Raw genomic sequence first — 14253 nt, forward strand, 5'->3', positions numbered from 1 at the left:
CTTATCTCAGGCCGGACGATCAGCGTTGTGAGCTCCAGCCGATGGCCTGTCGTCGTCAACAGGCGGCTCATCGACCGGTCCAGCCGGCAGTTCAATGACTGGTGCCGAGCGGGAGGGTTCCTCATCCGGCAGAAACTCGGCATCCGCTACCGGGTTCTGCTCATCAGCGGCCGGCGACAGGGCCTCAGCAGCTGGGCGAACCTCCGGGACCGGCCGCTGCGCCTCAGCGACCGGTGCAGCGGCTGCCTTTACTGTCGACGCTGGCGGAGCACTCGGCTGCGATTGCGGAGGGCTGCCGGCAGATTCCTTCTTCGGGGCAGTCCCGGCCTGACGCAGCTGCCGTTTGAGCTGGAGGATCTTCAGGCTGCTGGCGAAGGAAGCCGCGATCATGCCGAGAATAAAGGTACTGACCAGCAGCAGAAACAGCGGAATCTCCGGCGTCAGATAGGTATGGAACTTCACCGTCACCGGCAGCGGGTTATCCAGACTGAATTTGAAGACCAATGCCAATCCCACCAGGGCCAGCAGCATTTTGACGAATTTCATCATCCCCCTCCGATCGCGCTAAGGCTTGCATAAAAAGGCTGACGCCCGCCACAGGCGCAGCCCGAGAACGTTAGACGATTTGCTGGCAGGCGTCAATGTCGATCACCTCGGCCCGGACGTCCTGATCCCCCAGATACAGCAGGGCAGCGCTGCGACGCATGGCACCGCGGCCAGCCGTCAGACTGCCGGGATTGAGCAGCAGCAACGATCCGATGCGACGACAGAGCGGCACATGGCTGTGACCAAATACCAGCACATCGATGGTCTGATCGGCAAAGACCTGCAACACCCGCTGCTCCAGCCCGGCGGGCGGGCCCCAGCCATGGACCAGGCCAATACGCCAGCGACCGAAGCGCAGAAGACGGCGGGTTGGCAGGTCGGAGCCAGAATCGCAGTTTCCGGCGACAGCATACAGTGGCAACGGCGCGAACAGCAGCGCCGCATCGGGAGTCACCAGGTCGCCGGCATGAAGCACCGCGTCTGCCGTGGCAAAAGGGCCGGTCAACAGATTCCCGACCAGTTCCCGTCCGTCTGCCACGGTGCGCCAGTGGCTGTCCGATACCACCGCCAGTTTCATCACCACCTCGGACACACATGACCGCTCCAAAGAACAAAAGCGCCGCGGACGGCGCTTTCGGGAACGGCAGTAAAAATCATCAGGTCAGACTGTTTTCCATGCGAATCAGCAGACTCTGGCCCTCGACCACCGGCAGGGCATCGATGCGTTCCAGCGCCTGACGGATATTCCGTTCGCAGGCATCATGGGTAACCATGACAATAGGAACAAAACCTCCCACCTTGCGCTCGGACTGAATCATTGAGCTGATGCTGATGCCGCAATCTCCCAGCACACCGGAGATCTGGGCCAGCACACCCGGCACGTCCTTTACCAGAAACCGCAGATAATACTGGCTGACCACCTCGTCCATCGGCCGGACAGGCAACCGCGCCATGCTCAGCGGCGGATAACCCAGCGCCGCCGCGCGGCCCTGGCGGGCCAGGCTCATGACATCACCCATCACGGCACTGGCAGTGGCCTCCATGCCGGCCCCGCGGCCTATCAGCATCACCGGTCCGACAAAATCACCCATCAGCCGTACGCCGTTGAACACGCCACGCACATCGGCCAGCGGATAATGCTGCGGAATCATGGTCGGATGCACACGGGCTTCGATCACGCCATCCTCGCATTTACCAATAGCCAGCAACTTGATCTGGTAACCAAACTGGCGGGCGAACTGAATATCGAGGGCGCTGATGCGGGTAATACCCTCGGTATAGATCCGGTTAAAATCGATCCAGGTACCGAAGCACATGGAAATCAGGATGGCCAGTTTATGGGCAGTATCAATGCCCTCGATATCGAAGGTCGGATCGGCCTCAGCATAGCCAAGCCGCTGGGCATCCTGCAGCACCAGAGCAAAATCCTCGTTTTCCTCGGTCATGCGGGTGAGGATGTAATTGCAGGTTCCGTTGAGGATGCCGAACACACCACTGAAACGATTGGCTCCGAGGTTCTCGCGAATGGCGGACAGCACCGGGATACCACCGGCCACCGCCGCTTCAAACAGCAGCCGCACACCGTTTTCCTCCGCCGCCTTGAACAGTTCCTCACCGTAAAGGGCCAGCAGGGCCTTGTTGGCCGTCACCACATGCTTACCATTGTTCAGGGCAGTCAGCACAAAGGTGCGGGCCGGCTCGTAGCCGCCGATCAATTCGATGACCACATCGATTTGCGGATCGTTGAGAATACTCTGGGCGTCGGTGGTGAGACGGGCCGTCGTCGCCACACCGCGATCAGTCGTCACATCCAGATCGGCGATGGCCACCAATTCCAGAGCCATCCCCAGCCGCTGCCGCATCAGATCGGCATTGGTGTGAAATACCTTGGCCACACCGGTACCGATGGTGCCAAATCCCAGCAATCCTGCCTTTAACGTCTCCATGGGACTCCTTGTCGATGAAAGAGTAGCGAGGGCAACAGCTCTAGGGCTTCGGCCGTGTGTCGCCATGCTGGCGGGCAATCCGGTCGAGAACGCCGTTGAGAAAAGCCGGGGTATCGCTGGTACCATAGCGCTTGGCGATTTCAATGGCCTCATTGATCACCACCCGCGCCGGCGTCTGCGGCATATACAGCAACTCGAAGGTGGCCAGCCGCATCAACGACAGATCAAGCCGCGCCATACGCTCCAGCGACCAGTTACGCGACACCTGCATCAACAGCTGGTCAATCTCCTCCAGCTTGTCGTACACGCCGCGCACCAGCTCTTCGGCAAACTGCTTCACCGACAGCGCAAGCCCGACCGACGCAGCTTCGTCGGCCTCGCCCAACACATCATCGCGAAAACGGAAGCTGGCCCAGAAATCGGCCAACACCGCCTCCAGCGGCTGATCATGATCGTAGAGACTGTAAAGAATTTTAAGCGCGTACTCACGGCCCGCGCGGCGTGTCCCCTGTGCCATGTTAACCCAGCTGCTTCAACAGGTTGATCATTTCGATCAGCGTCATCGCCGCCTCGGCACCCTTGTTGCCGGCCTTGCTGCCGGCGCGTTCGATAGCCTGCTCAATGGTATCGGTCGTCAACACACCGAAAGCCACCGGCACACCGGTCGCCAGGCTGACCGATGCGATGCCCTTGGACACCTCGGCGCTGACATAATCGAAATGGGGCGTCGCACCGCGGATCACCGCACCCAGACAGATCACCCCATCATAACGGCCACTGGCCGCCAGACGCTGGGCCACCAGCGGGATTTCGAAGGCCCCCGGCACCCGCACGATACTGATCTGGTCATCGCTGGCGCCGTGGCGCTGCAGGCAGTCCAGAGCTCCTTCCACCAGTCGTTCACAAATAAAACTGTTGAAGCGACTTACCACCAGTGCGACCCGCTGGCCGCCAGCATCAAGTTGACCTGCGATCTGATGTGCCATGAATAATCTCTCCTTGGCTGCCGGAGGCGACAACCCAATTAAATTCCAGAAGATGTGAGCCGGGGGAAAGCTATCTGCTCATCTTGCAGGGGCTGAAAAAAGCCCTTCCTGCAGTCGTTACCGTATCCTGCTACAGGTGTTCGAGCAGATGTCCGAGCTTGTCCTTCTTGGTCTGCAGATAGCGTTTATTGACGCGATTGGCCGGCATTTCAATAGGCACCCGTTCGATCACCTCCAGACCATAACCCTGCAGGCCAACCATTTTCTTGGGGTTATTGGTCATCAGGCGAATCTGCCGCACCCCGAGATCCGCCAGAATTTGCGCACCGATGCCGTAATCGCGCATGTCGGGCTTGAACCCCAGCGCCTCATTGGCCTCAACCGTATCGTGACCGCAATCCTGCAGGGCGTAGGCCTTGAGCTTGTTGACCAGGCCGATTCCCCGTCCTTCCTGGCGCATGTAGATGATGACGCCGGAGCCGGCCTCGTCGATCTGGGCCATGGCCGCCTGCAACTGCTGGCCGCAGTCGCAGCGCTGTGAGCCGAACACATCGCCGGTCAAACATTCGGAATGCACCCGAACCAGCGTCGGCTGCTGCGGATCGATGGTGCCCTTGATCAACGCCACATGGTGGGCGTTATCAACGTCGTTTTCATAGACGATGGCCTTGAACTCACCGCCATACCAGGTGGGCAGCACCGTTTCGGCGCCACGCCGCACCAGCAATTCCTTGCGCATACGGTAGGCAATCAGGTCAGCAATCGAGATAATCTTCAGATCATGCTGCTCGGCGAACACCCGCAACTGCGGCATCCGGGCCATGGTGCCGTCATCGTTCATGATCTCACAGATCACCGCCGCCGGTTTGAGACCCGCCAGCCGTGCCAGATCGACAGAGCCCTCCGTCTGGCCGGTACGCACCAGCACTCCGCCCTTGCGCGCCCGCAACGGAAACACATGACCAGGCCGCGCCAAATCGCGCGGGCCGCTGGCGTCGTCGATAGCCACGCGGATGGTGTGGGCCCGGTCGGCCGCCGAGATGCCGGTAGTGACGCCCCGACGGGCCTCAATGGACACGGTGAAGGCGGTGCCGAAGGATGAGCTGTTGTCGGACACCATCAGGGGCAGTTCCAATTCGTCGGCCCGTTCTTCGGTCAGGGTCAGGCAGATCAGGCCGCGCCCTTCACGGGCCATGAAGTTGATGGCTTCCGGGGTCACCATCTCGGCCGCCATGGTCAGATCGCCCTCGTTTTCGCGATCCTCATCGTCGACCAGAATCACCATCCGGCCCTGACGCAGATCCTCCAGCGCCGCTTCAATTTTTGCGATAGGCACTTGCCCTCTCCTTTCCAGCTGTACGTGAAGATACGCGGCGGCCGCTCTCAGGCAAAGCCGTTGCTTATCAGCGTCTCCAGACTCAGGCCAGCAGGCGGCGCAGTCGCACCACAGGCCGGCTGAAGCAGTTTTTCGACATAGCGGGCCAACAGATCCGTTTCAATGTTGACCCGGGCGCCGACAGCATAGTGCTGCAGGCTGGTTTGTGCAAGACTGTGTGGAATCAGCGCCACACCAAAACCTGCCGCATCAACACTGTTGACCGTCAGGCTGACGCCATCAATGGCGATGGAACCCTTTTCAACCACATAACGCAAGGCAGCAGGGTCAAGAGCGAACAGGAAGCGTTCGGCGTTGCCATCACGAAAGCGGCGTTGCAGCACAGCGCAAGCATCGATATGACCGCTGACCAGGTGGCCGCCAAGCCGATCGGTCAGTCGCAGGGCCCGCTCCAGATTGACCGGGCTACCCGGCTGAAGGGCGCCAAGATTACTGCTTTGCAGGGTTTCCGGCGACACATCGGCAGCAAAGCCCCCGGCCAACCGCTCCACCACAGTCAGGCAGACACCGTTGACAGCAATGCTGTCTCCCAGGGCGATTTCTGCCAGCGGCAGGCGGCAATCCAGGACAATGCGGCAGGCACCGCCCCGTCGCACCAGTTGCCGCAGTCGCCCCACATCCTCGATCAGTCCGGTGAACACGCCAGCTCTCCTTCCAGCAGCAGATCATCGCCAAAGCGGCGCAGGCGGATATCCCGTACCGGCAAGGCGTCAGCCAGATCGAGCGGCCCCGGGCCATCGAACAGACCCTTGCCATCTCCACCGCCGAGCAACTTGGCTCCCAAATAGAGCATCAACCGGTCGATCAGACGCTGCTGCAAAAAAGCCTGATTCACCCGCGCGCCGCCTTCCACCAGCAAACTGAGCAGACCGCGGCGGCCCAGTTCGTCGAGCAGGGCCGGCAGAGACACACCGCCGGAGGCGTCCGCCGGCAATTCCAGCAGTTCGACTCCCGACCGGCCGGCCAGCGCGGCACGCCGAGCCGGACAGGCCAGCGCCGTGGTGGCAATCAGGGTCGGGGCCGGCGAATCCAGCGACAACAGCGCTGCCGAATCCGGTATGCGCAAGCGGCTGTCCAGCACCAGTCGCAGCGGATCGCGGCCGGCGGGGGCGCGACAGGTCAGGCGCGGATCATCGCGCAAAACAGTCCCGACACCGACAAGAATAGCATCCACGCGATCGCGCAGGCGGTGAACCTGTTCGCGACAGGCAGCGTTGGTAATCCACTGGGAAGCACCACTGGCTGTGGCGGTACGGCCATCGAGGGTCGCAGCAGTCTTAAGAATCACCAAGGGCCGACCACTGCGCTGATGCTTGGCAAACGCGGCGATCAGGCGGCGGGCCTGGGCTTCGAGGATACCACACTGCACCTGCAGCCCGGCCTGACGCAACCAAGCCAGACCACGACCGTTGACCTGCGGATTGGGATCGGCACAACCGACGAAAACCCGCCGTACGCCGGCAGCAATGATGGCGGCACAGCAGGGGCCGGTGCGCCCCTGATGGGAACAGGGTTCCAGCGTTACATACAAATCGGCGCCACGCGCCAGTTCACCCGCCTGCCGCAGAGCGAAGATCTCGGCGTGTGGCTCCCCGGCCCGTGGATGAAAGCCCTCACCGATCAGCTGGCCGTCCCGCACCAGCAGCGCTCCTACCGGCGGGTTGGGTGCCGTGCGCCCCTCGCCCCGACGAGCCAGCTGCAGCGCCCGCGCCATCCAGCGCCGCGGGCTGTCTGTCATCTCGGTCATGGACAGCGTTCCCGCTGCTTCTGCTGGCGCAGGATATCGGTCAGCTCATCCATAAATTCATTAATATCCTTGAACTGACGATAGACCGAGGCGAAACGGACATAGGCCACCTCGTCGAGATCGTGCAACGCCTGCATCACCGCCTCGCCAATACGGCTGGCGGCAATTTCGCGCTCGCCACTTTCCTGAAAACACATCTCCAGCTGATCGACGATTTTCTCGATATCGGCCACCGGTATCGGCCGCTTTTCGCAAGCCCGTCGCATCCCGGCAACAATCTTGGCCCGGTCAAAGGGCTCGCGCCGGCCATCCTTCTTGACCACCAGCGGCAGAATGTCTTCAATGCGTTCGTAGGTGGTAAAGCGCCGGTCGCAGGTGCCGCACTCTCGCCGGCGACGAATGCTGTTGCCCTCGCGCGCCAGGCGCGAATCCACCACCCGGGTTTCCGGCGCACTGCAGAATGGGCACTTCATACCTGCTCCAGCGGCGGCGAGCTGAACTGGCAAAGCTCAATCCCCGCCTCCCTCAGCAGGCCCAGCGACAGATCGTCGGGATAGCCGTCAAGGTAGACGATCCGGCACAGGCCGGCATTGATCAGCATCTTGGCGCAGATGACGCAGGGTGCGGTAGTACAGTAGAGACAGCCGGCGGCAATATTGACGCCGTGCTTGGCCGCCTGGATGATGGCGTTCTGCTCGGCATGCAACCCCCGGCACAGTTCGTGGCGCTGACCGGACGGCACCTGCAGCTTTTCACGCAGGCAGCCCGTCCGGCTGCAGTGAGCCACACCGCAGGGGGTGCCATTATAGCCGGTGGTCAGGATGTTCTTGTCCTTGACAATCACCGCTCCCACCTGCCGGCGCAGACAGGTGGAGCGGCTGGCGACCAGACGGGCGATGTCCATGAAATAGGCTTCCCAGGATGGTCGCTGCATGGCTTGACGGCTCCCTACTGCAGCCGATAAACGTAGAGAGGAAACTGCTGACAGAGTTCCTTGACCTCACCGCGAATGACCGCCAGCGCGGCGGCATTGTCATGCTGCTGCAGAGCCCGGTCAATCCAGACCGCCACCTGGCGCATTTCCGCCTCTTTCAGACCGCGGGTGGTGGTGGCCGGTGTGCCGATACGGAATCCGCTGGTGACAAAGGGCGAACGGGTGTCGAAGGGCACCGCGTTCTTGTTGACTGTGATGCCGGCCTCCTCCAGCGCTGCCTCGGCCATTTTACCGGTGATCTCGCTGCCACTGAGATCAACCAGGATCAGATGGTTGTCGGTGCCGCCGGACACCAGATTGTAGCCTCGCGCCAGCAGCCCTTCAGCCAAAGCCCGGGCATTGCTCACCACCTGACGGGCATAGAGTCTGAAATCGTCCTGTTGGGCTTCCTTGAAAGCTACGGCCTTGGCGGCAATGGCATGCATCAACGGGCCACCCTGAGAGCCGGGGAAGATGTTGCTGTTGATGGCCTTGGCGAATTCCTCCCGACACAGGATCATGCCACCACGCGGACCGCGCAGGGTTTTATGAGTGGTGGTGGTGACAAACTCGGCAAAAGGGACCGGATTGGGGTGCTCCCCTCCCGCCACCAGACCGGCGATATGGGCCATGTCGACCATCACCGGGGCACCAATCTCGTCGGCCACCTGGCGGAAGGCGGCAAAATCGATCTGGCGCGGATAAGCGCTGGCGCCGACCACGATCAGCTTCGGCCGGTGCTCACGCGCCAGTCGGGCCATTTCGTCATAGTCAATGGTGCCGGTCTCACGTTTCACGCCGTAGGGCACAATATTGTACAGCTTGCCGGAAAAATTGACCGGGGAACCGTGCGTCAGATGGCCGCCGTGGGCCAGATTCATGCCCAGGATGGTGTCGCCCGGCTGGCAGACACTGAAGTAGACGGCCATGTTGGCCTGCGACCCCGAATGGGGCTGCACATTGGCGTGATCGGCCCCGAACAGAGCCTTGGCACGATCAATGGCGAGCTGTTCGGCAATATCGACCTGCTCGCAGCCACCATAATAGCGCTTGCCGGGATAGCCCTCGGCGTACTTGTTGGTCAGTACCGAACCCTGAGCTTCGAGCACCCGCTCGCTGACAAAGTTTTCCGACGCGATGAATTCCAGGTTGTATTCCTGGCGGCGGGTTTCGGCCTGAATGGTCTGGAAGATTTCGGGATCGAATTGCGCCAGTGTCTGCTTGTTCATGAGCGGTTCTCCCTGGATAAATAAGATGCCAAAACAAAGACAGGCGGTACTAGCCTCCCCGCCCGTCCGTTCCTCGTTGATGGCCAGCCGCGTCTGCAGCCGACAGCTGTCAGCATGCTACTCCCGCAGCACTTTCAAGACGCTGGATCTTGTCCAGCCGTTGCTGGTGACGCCCGCCCTCGAAGACATGCCCCAGCCAGAGGTCCACCATGACACAGGCCAATTCGGGATCAAGCACCCGGCCACCGAGCACCAGGATATTGGCGTCGTTGTGCTCGCGCGCCATCTGGGCGGTAAAACCATCATGGGCCAATGCGGCCCGCACGCCGGGAAACTTGTTGGCAGCGATGGACATGCCGATGCCGGTGCCACAAATCAGGATACCGCGCTCGGCCGTGCCGGCCGACACCGGTGCGGCCACCAGGGCGGCATAATCGGGATAATCGACCGACTCCGGCCCATTCACCCCCAGATCCCGCAGCGCAACGCCACGGGCCTGCAGATGCGCCACCAGCTTCTGTTTCAGCTCAAAACCACCGTGGTCACTGGCGATCAGCAGCATGCCCACCTCCTAGATCTTGCGGAACAGCAGGGTCGCGTTGGTCCCACCGAAACCGAGGGAATTGGACAACGCCACGCGGATATCGGCCTTCCGGGCGCAGTTGGGGACATAATCCAGATCGCATTCAGGCGAAGGCTGCTGCAGATTAATGGTCGGCGGCACCACGCCCCGCTCCATGGCCAGCAGGGTATAGACCGCCTCAAGTGCTCCGGCCGCACCCAATGCATGCCCGGTCATGCTCTTGGTTGAACTGACCATGACCTTGGCGGCCTGGCTGCCAAGAGCCGACTTGATCGCGAGGGTTTCATACAGATCGTTGAACGGCGTCGAGGTTCCGTGCGCGTTGATATAGTCAACCGCGTCGGCCGCCACACCGGCATTGCGCAACGCCATCCGCATGCAGCGGGCGGCACCCTCGCCACCCGGCGCCGGTGCCGTCAGATGATAGGCGTCAGCCGTCAGGCCATAGCCACCAATTTCGCCATAGATATGAGCACCGCGCTTTTTGGCCGCCTCATATTCCTCCAGTACCAGAATACCGGCACCTTCAGCCATAATGAAACCGTCCCGCCCCTCATCGAAGGGACGACTGGCCGCCTTGGGATCATCATTGCGGGTCGACAGGGCCTTCATAACACAGAAACCGGCCACACCCAGCGGCGTAATGGTGGACTCGGTGCCGCCTGCGATCATGGCATCGGCATCACCCCGTCGGATGATATGATAGGCATCACCGATCGAATGGGTGCCGGTAGCGCAGGCCGAAACCGAAGAAACGTTGGGGCCCTTGGCGCCAAAGCGGATGGAGATCTGCCCCGGTGCCAGATTAATGATCAGCATCGGAATGAAAAAAGGCGATACCCGCTTGTAACCACTGGTCTGCAATACCTCGTGGTATTTCTCGATCGCCGGCAGTCCGCCCAGGCCCGAGCCAACCAGCACACCAACCCGCTCGGCATTACTTTCGTCGATCACCAGACCGGAATCCTTCATGGCCATCTCAGCAGCCGCCAGCGCATACTGAATAAAGAGGTCCATCTTCTTGACCTCTTTTTTGTCGATAAAGTCCTCGGGAATGAAATCCCTGACCTCACCGGCAATGCGAACCGGCATATCCGCCGGATCAAAGCGGCTGATCAGATCAATTCCGGACTGCCCGTCGATCAGGGCCGACCAGTTTTTCTCAACGCCGGTTCCCAGGGAGGAGACAGCGCCCAGACCGGTGACAACGACTCTACGCATGAAGACAACCCCTGTATCTTAGGTTCTGTTCCACGACCGGCAACGCGGCAGCGTCGATCCGGCCCTTCGGCATCCCAGCCCCAGCGAGGGCAGAAGAGTATTTTCCGTCATGGCCGGACGCCCGACATTGCGTTTGGCGCCGGCACTTCACCGGCGGGCCCAACGGACCCAGCACGGTGACAGCTTGCGGGGTGGTGCAAAAGTCCCTTGCGGGGCTTTTGCAACCCCACCCGACTGAACACTACAGGCCAGCTCGCAGGGTGCAACCAGCCTGCAGCAGGTCAGAATCAGCTGTTGCTGGCGACGTAGTTGACTGCATCCTGCACGGTCTGGATTTTCTCGGCGTCCTCATCGGAAATCTCGATATCGAACTCCTCTTCCAGCGCCATGACCAGCTCAACGGTATCAAGCGAATCAGCACCCAGATCGTCCATGAAGGACGCTTCAAGGGTCACCTGCTCTTCTTCCACACCCAGCTGCTCTGCCACGATTTTCTGTACGCGTTCCTCGATTGAAGCCATGACTAACCTCCGTTTAAATGTGATTTAACCGCCTGAAGCCGGACGGATTCTGTTGTTTCCATCCCACTGCCTGCATGAACAGGCTGTCTGGCAATGACAGCCTGGGGACAGGTCGAAAGCCTGCTTCCGGCCTATCTTATCGAAAAAGCTGAGGGTCAGGTCATCGCCTGACACAGAACCTGTACTTATAGCAGGAGGTTGAAAAAGTTCCCCCCGGGGCTTTGCCAACGACGCAAGCCGAAAATACGCTTTCCGTATTGCTTACAAAATCAATCCATTACAAGTAATGATTGAGTTTGGTCGCCCATCCATGGGCGCTACAGGCTGTTTTTCAACAGCCTATTAGGCCATGAACATGCCACCATTGACGGCAAACTCCTGCCCCGTGATATAAGCAGCCGTGGGTGAAGCCAGAAAACATACAACGGCAGCGACATCGGCCGCCTCACCGAAACGACCACAGGGAATCTGATCCAGCATCTGCTCACGGATTTTTTCAGGCAAGGCCGCCGTCATATCGGTTTCAATAAAACCAGGTGCCACCGCATTAACGGTGATATTGCGCCGCGCGAGTTCGCGCGCCATGGAGCGGGTCATGCCGGCAAGACCCGCCTTGCTGGCACAGTAATTGGCCTGACCGGCATTGCCCATCTGACCCACTACGGAACTGATATTGATGATCCGGCCATAGCGCTGTTTACTCATCAGCCGCGCCGCCGCCCGACTGCAGAGAAATGCGCCGGTCAGATTGATCCGCAAAACACTGTCCCAGTCGTCATCCTTCATCCGTGCCAGCAGGGCATCACGGTTGATACCCGCGTTATTGACCAGAATATCCACCCGGCCAAAGCGTTCTTGAGCGGTCTGAAACAAGCCATCAACCTGGGCCGCATCACCCACATCGGCTGCAAAAGACAGGGCCTCGCCACCGCGCTCCTGAATCTGCCGCGCCAACTCAGCAGTATCCTCGGCCCGCCGACTGACCAGCACCAGCCGGGCTCCTGCCACAGCCAGGGTTTCGGCGATGCTGCGGCCGATACCGCGTGAGGCTCCAGTTACCACAGCGACCTGATCTGTCAAGCTCAACATGACTTCCTCCCTGCTTCCACAGCTGTGTGGCCGTTGGCCACCTCCCGAATCAGAGGGCGCGCAACGACGCCAGATCCTCGACATTGGCAACGGCAACACCACGTTCGATGCGTCGAATCAGGCCCGCCAGCACCTTGCCCGGCCCCAGCTCGATGAATCGCTCGACTCCCTGCGACACCATGGCACGCACCGACTCCTCCCAGCGCACCGGCGCACTGACCTGGGCCACCAGCAAATCGGCAACACGCGTCTCATCCTGATTGGCGCAAGCCTCAACATTGGTGACCACCGGAACAGCCAGCGGCACAATTTCAAGCCCGGCCAGAACCTGCTGCAGCTGCCGGCCGGCTGGCTCCATGAGAGCGCAATGGAAAGGAGCACTGACCGGCAGCAGCAAAGCCTTTTTGGCTCCTCTCGTCCGTGCCAGCTCAATGGCACGCTCCACGGCAGCACGATGGCCGGCAATCACAATCTGCCCAGGACCATTAAAATTGGCCGGCGCCACCACCTGACCAGTCGCAGCCTCGTCACAGACCGCCTGCAACTCGACCGCTTCCATACCGAGAATGGCAGCCATGGCCCCGTCACCAACGGCCACAGCCTGCTGCATGAATTGGCCCCGCTGACGGACCGTGCTGACGGCATCGGCAAACCCCAGGGCGCCGGCAGCAACCAGGGCGGCATATTCCCCCAGTGAATGGCCAGCGACAAAAGCAGGTTGCAAACCGGTTTCCCGCGCCATGACCCGCCAGGCAGCGATACTGACCGTCAGAATGGTCGGCTGGGTATTGGCCGTGAGCTTCAGAGCCTCTTCCGGCCCTTCATGACACAAGCGGGCAACATCCTCACCAAGAGCCTCACTGGCTTCCTCGAAGCAGTGTCGCGCCTCGGCAAAATTGTCATACAGCTCCTTGCCCATGCCCACATACTGAGAGCCCTGGCCAGGAAAAACAAAAGCTATCATCGATACTTTTTCCCTGCGGATAAAAACAGATCAACCCTTGGCACAAGGTTCAGCCACTACCAGCGCACCAAGGCCGCCCCCCAAGTGAACCCGCCACCAAAGGCGTCGAACACCAGAATATCCCCCTGCCGCAGCAGACCCTTGCGATTGGCCTCGTCCAATGCCAGCGGGATAGAAGCCCCCGAAGTGTTGCCGCAGAAGTCGACATTCACATACATCTGCTCCTCACGCAATTCCAGTCGCTTGCGCACGGCTTCAAGAATCCGGCGATTGGCCTGGTGCGGAAACAGCAGATGCACATCGGCGGCCGTCAGTCCATTGGTCTCAAGAGCCTCGATAGCCACATCGTAAAGCGAGCGCACAGCGGTCTTGAACACCTCGTTACCGGCCATTTTCAGAAAAGGCAGGCGCTGTTCGATGCCAGCGACGCTGGCCGGATGACGGCTGCCGAAACCCGGCTGGTAAAGCAGTTGCCAGTCGCCTCCGTCGGCATGCAGATGGGTCGAAAGAATGCCGAAATCACCGTCCTGGGCCTCCAGCACCACGGCTCCCGCACCATCGCCGAACAGGATACAGGTATTGCGATCCTGCCAGTCGATCACCCGGCTGAGCACCTCGGCGCCGATGACCAGGGCATAGCGGGCACTGCCACTTTCGATAAATTTACTGGCACTGGCCAGAGCGTAAACGAAACCGCTGCAGGCGGCCGACACATCCCAGGCCGCGGCACGGGTCGCCTTGAGACGGTCCTGCACCAGACAGGCCGTTGACGGCCAGGGAAAATCGCCGGTAATGGTGCCGACAATGATCAGGTCGAGCTGGTCGGCGCTGATGCCGGCCATCTGCAAGGCCTTTTCGGCAGCAAAAACGGCCAGATCGGATGTCATCTCGTTTTCGGCGGCAATCCGGCGTTGCTGGATACCTGTACGAGCGGTGATCCACTCATCGCTGGTGTCGACCATCGTTTCGAGATCGGCGTTGGTCAGGATTTTCTCCGGCAGATAGGAGCCGGTACCGATAATGCGCGCTCTTTTCACAATCCGCTTCCCCCT

General features: G+C 60.7%; 17 protein-coding genes. All 17 read right to left on the bottom strand.

Translation table 11 applies throughout. From position 1 onward, the window contains the following. Positions 1-6 precede the first annotated feature (6 nt). The 17 genes from BLR80_RS05530 to BLR80_RS05610 all read right to left on the bottom strand — a co-directional run bounded on the left by BLR80_RS05530 (position 7) and on the right by BLR80_RS05610 (position 14238). On the bottom strand, positions 7-546 hold the full coding sequence (locus BLR80_RS05530; protein WP_171906335.1) for a LapA family protein: 540 nt from the start codon (positions 544-546) through the stop codon (positions 7-9). A gap of 70 nt (positions 547-616) precedes the next feature. Beyond that, complete coding sequence (locus BLR80_RS05535; protein ID WP_143012085.1) at positions 617-1138, bottom strand: metallophosphoesterase family protein; 522 nt, start codon at positions 1136-1138, stop codon at positions 617-619. Positions 1139-1202: 64 nt separating this feature from the next. Further along, entirely contained in the window at positions 1203-2492 is a 1290-nt protein-coding gene (locus BLR80_RS05540; RefSeq protein WP_092077101.1) for a homoserine dehydrogenase, read from the bottom strand. A 40-nt stretch (positions 2493-2532) separates the two neighbouring features. Then, positions 2533-3009, bottom strand: a complete 477-nt coding sequence (gene nusB, locus BLR80_RS05545; protein ID WP_092077103.1) for a transcription antitermination factor NusB — start codon at positions 3007-3009, stop codon at positions 2533-2535. A 1-nt stretch (position 3010) separates the two neighbouring features. After that, a complete protein-coding gene (gene ribH, locus BLR80_RS05550) occupies positions 3011-3478 on the bottom strand; it encodes a 6,7-dimethyl-8-ribityllumazine synthase (RefSeq protein WP_092077105.1) in 468 nt (155 codons plus the stop codon). A gap of 130 nt (positions 3479-3608) precedes the next feature. Then, positions 3609-4814: a bifunctional 3,4-dihydroxy-2-butanone-4-phosphate synthase/GTP cyclohydrolase II gene (locus BLR80_RS05555; protein ID WP_092077107.1), complete on the bottom strand. Its 1206-nt coding sequence runs from the start codon at positions 4812-4814 to the stop codon at positions 3609-3611. 47 nt (positions 4815-4861) lie between these two features. Then, on the bottom strand, positions 4862-5515 hold the full coding sequence (locus tag BLR80_RS05560; RefSeq protein ID WP_092077109.1) for a riboflavin synthase: 654 nt from the start codon (positions 5513-5515) through the stop codon (positions 4862-4864). Then, complete coding sequence (gene ribD / locus BLR80_RS05565; protein WP_092077444.1) at positions 5500-6612, bottom strand: bifunctional diaminohydroxyphosphoribosylaminopyrimidine deaminase/5-amino-6-(5-phosphoribosylamino)uracil reductase RibD; 1113 nt, start codon at positions 6610-6612, stop codon at positions 5500-5502. The genes BLR80_RS05560 and ribD overlap by 16 nt, the downstream gene beginning before the upstream one ends. Before the next feature lie 5 nt (positions 6613-6617). Beyond that, a complete protein-coding gene (gene nrdR / locus BLR80_RS05570; RefSeq protein ID WP_092077111.1) occupies positions 6618-7094 on the bottom strand; it encodes a transcriptional regulator NrdR in 477 nt (158 codons plus the stop codon). Continuing rightward, positions 7091-7555 carry a deoxycytidylate deaminase gene (locus BLR80_RS05575; protein ID WP_092077113.1) on the bottom strand — a complete coding sequence of 155 codons (465 nt, stop codon included), beginning with the start codon at positions 7553-7555 and terminating at the stop codon, positions 7091-7093. Before BLR80_RS05575 ends, nrdR begins: the two co-directional genes overlap by 4 nt. 14 nt (positions 7556-7569) lie before the next feature. After that, positions 7570-8823: a serine hydroxymethyltransferase gene (gene glyA, locus BLR80_RS05580; protein WP_092077115.1), complete on the bottom strand. Its 1254-nt coding sequence runs from the start codon at positions 8821-8823 to the stop codon at positions 7570-7572. A 109-nt stretch (positions 8824-8932) separates the two neighbouring features. Then, a complete protein-coding gene (rpiB, locus tag BLR80_RS05585; protein ID WP_092077117.1) occupies positions 8933-9385 on the bottom strand; it encodes a ribose 5-phosphate isomerase B in 453 nt (150 codons plus the stop codon). A 9-nt stretch (positions 9386-9394) separates the two neighbouring features. After that, positions 9395-10627 (bottom strand): beta-ketoacyl-ACP synthase II, encoded by a 1233-nt coding sequence (fabF, locus tag BLR80_RS05590; protein WP_092077119.1) that lies wholly within the window; start codon positions 10625-10627, stop codon positions 9395-9397. Positions 10628-10914: 287 nt separating this feature from the next. Next, positions 10915-11148 (bottom strand): acyl carrier protein, encoded by a 234-nt coding sequence (acpP, locus tag BLR80_RS05595; RefSeq protein WP_092077121.1) that lies wholly within the window; start codon positions 11146-11148, stop codon positions 10915-10917. Positions 11149-11490: 342 nt separating this feature from the next. Further along, the gene (gene fabG, locus BLR80_RS05600; protein WP_092077447.1) at positions 11491-12234 is read right to left on the bottom strand and encodes a 3-oxoacyl-[acyl-carrier-protein] reductase; all 744 of its coding nucleotides are present in this window, start codon (positions 12232-12234) and stop codon (positions 11491-11493) included. A gap of 52 nt (positions 12235-12286) precedes the next feature. Next, a complete protein-coding gene (gene fabD, locus BLR80_RS05605) occupies positions 12287-13201 on the bottom strand; it encodes an ACP S-malonyltransferase (RefSeq protein WP_092077123.1) in 915 nt (304 codons plus the stop codon). Between the two features lie 56 nt (positions 13202-13257). Then, positions 13258-14238 (bottom strand): beta-ketoacyl-ACP synthase III, encoded by a 981-nt coding sequence (locus BLR80_RS05610; protein ID WP_092077125.1) that lies wholly within the window; start codon positions 14236-14238, stop codon positions 13258-13260. Positions 14239-14253 lie beyond the last annotated feature (15 nt).

The organism is Desulfuromonas thiophila (genome assembly GCF_900101955.1).
Taxonomy (GTDB): Bacteria; Desulfobacterota; Desulfuromonadia; order Desulfuromonadales; family Desulfuromonadaceae; genus Pseudodesulfuromonas; species Pseudodesulfuromonas thiophila.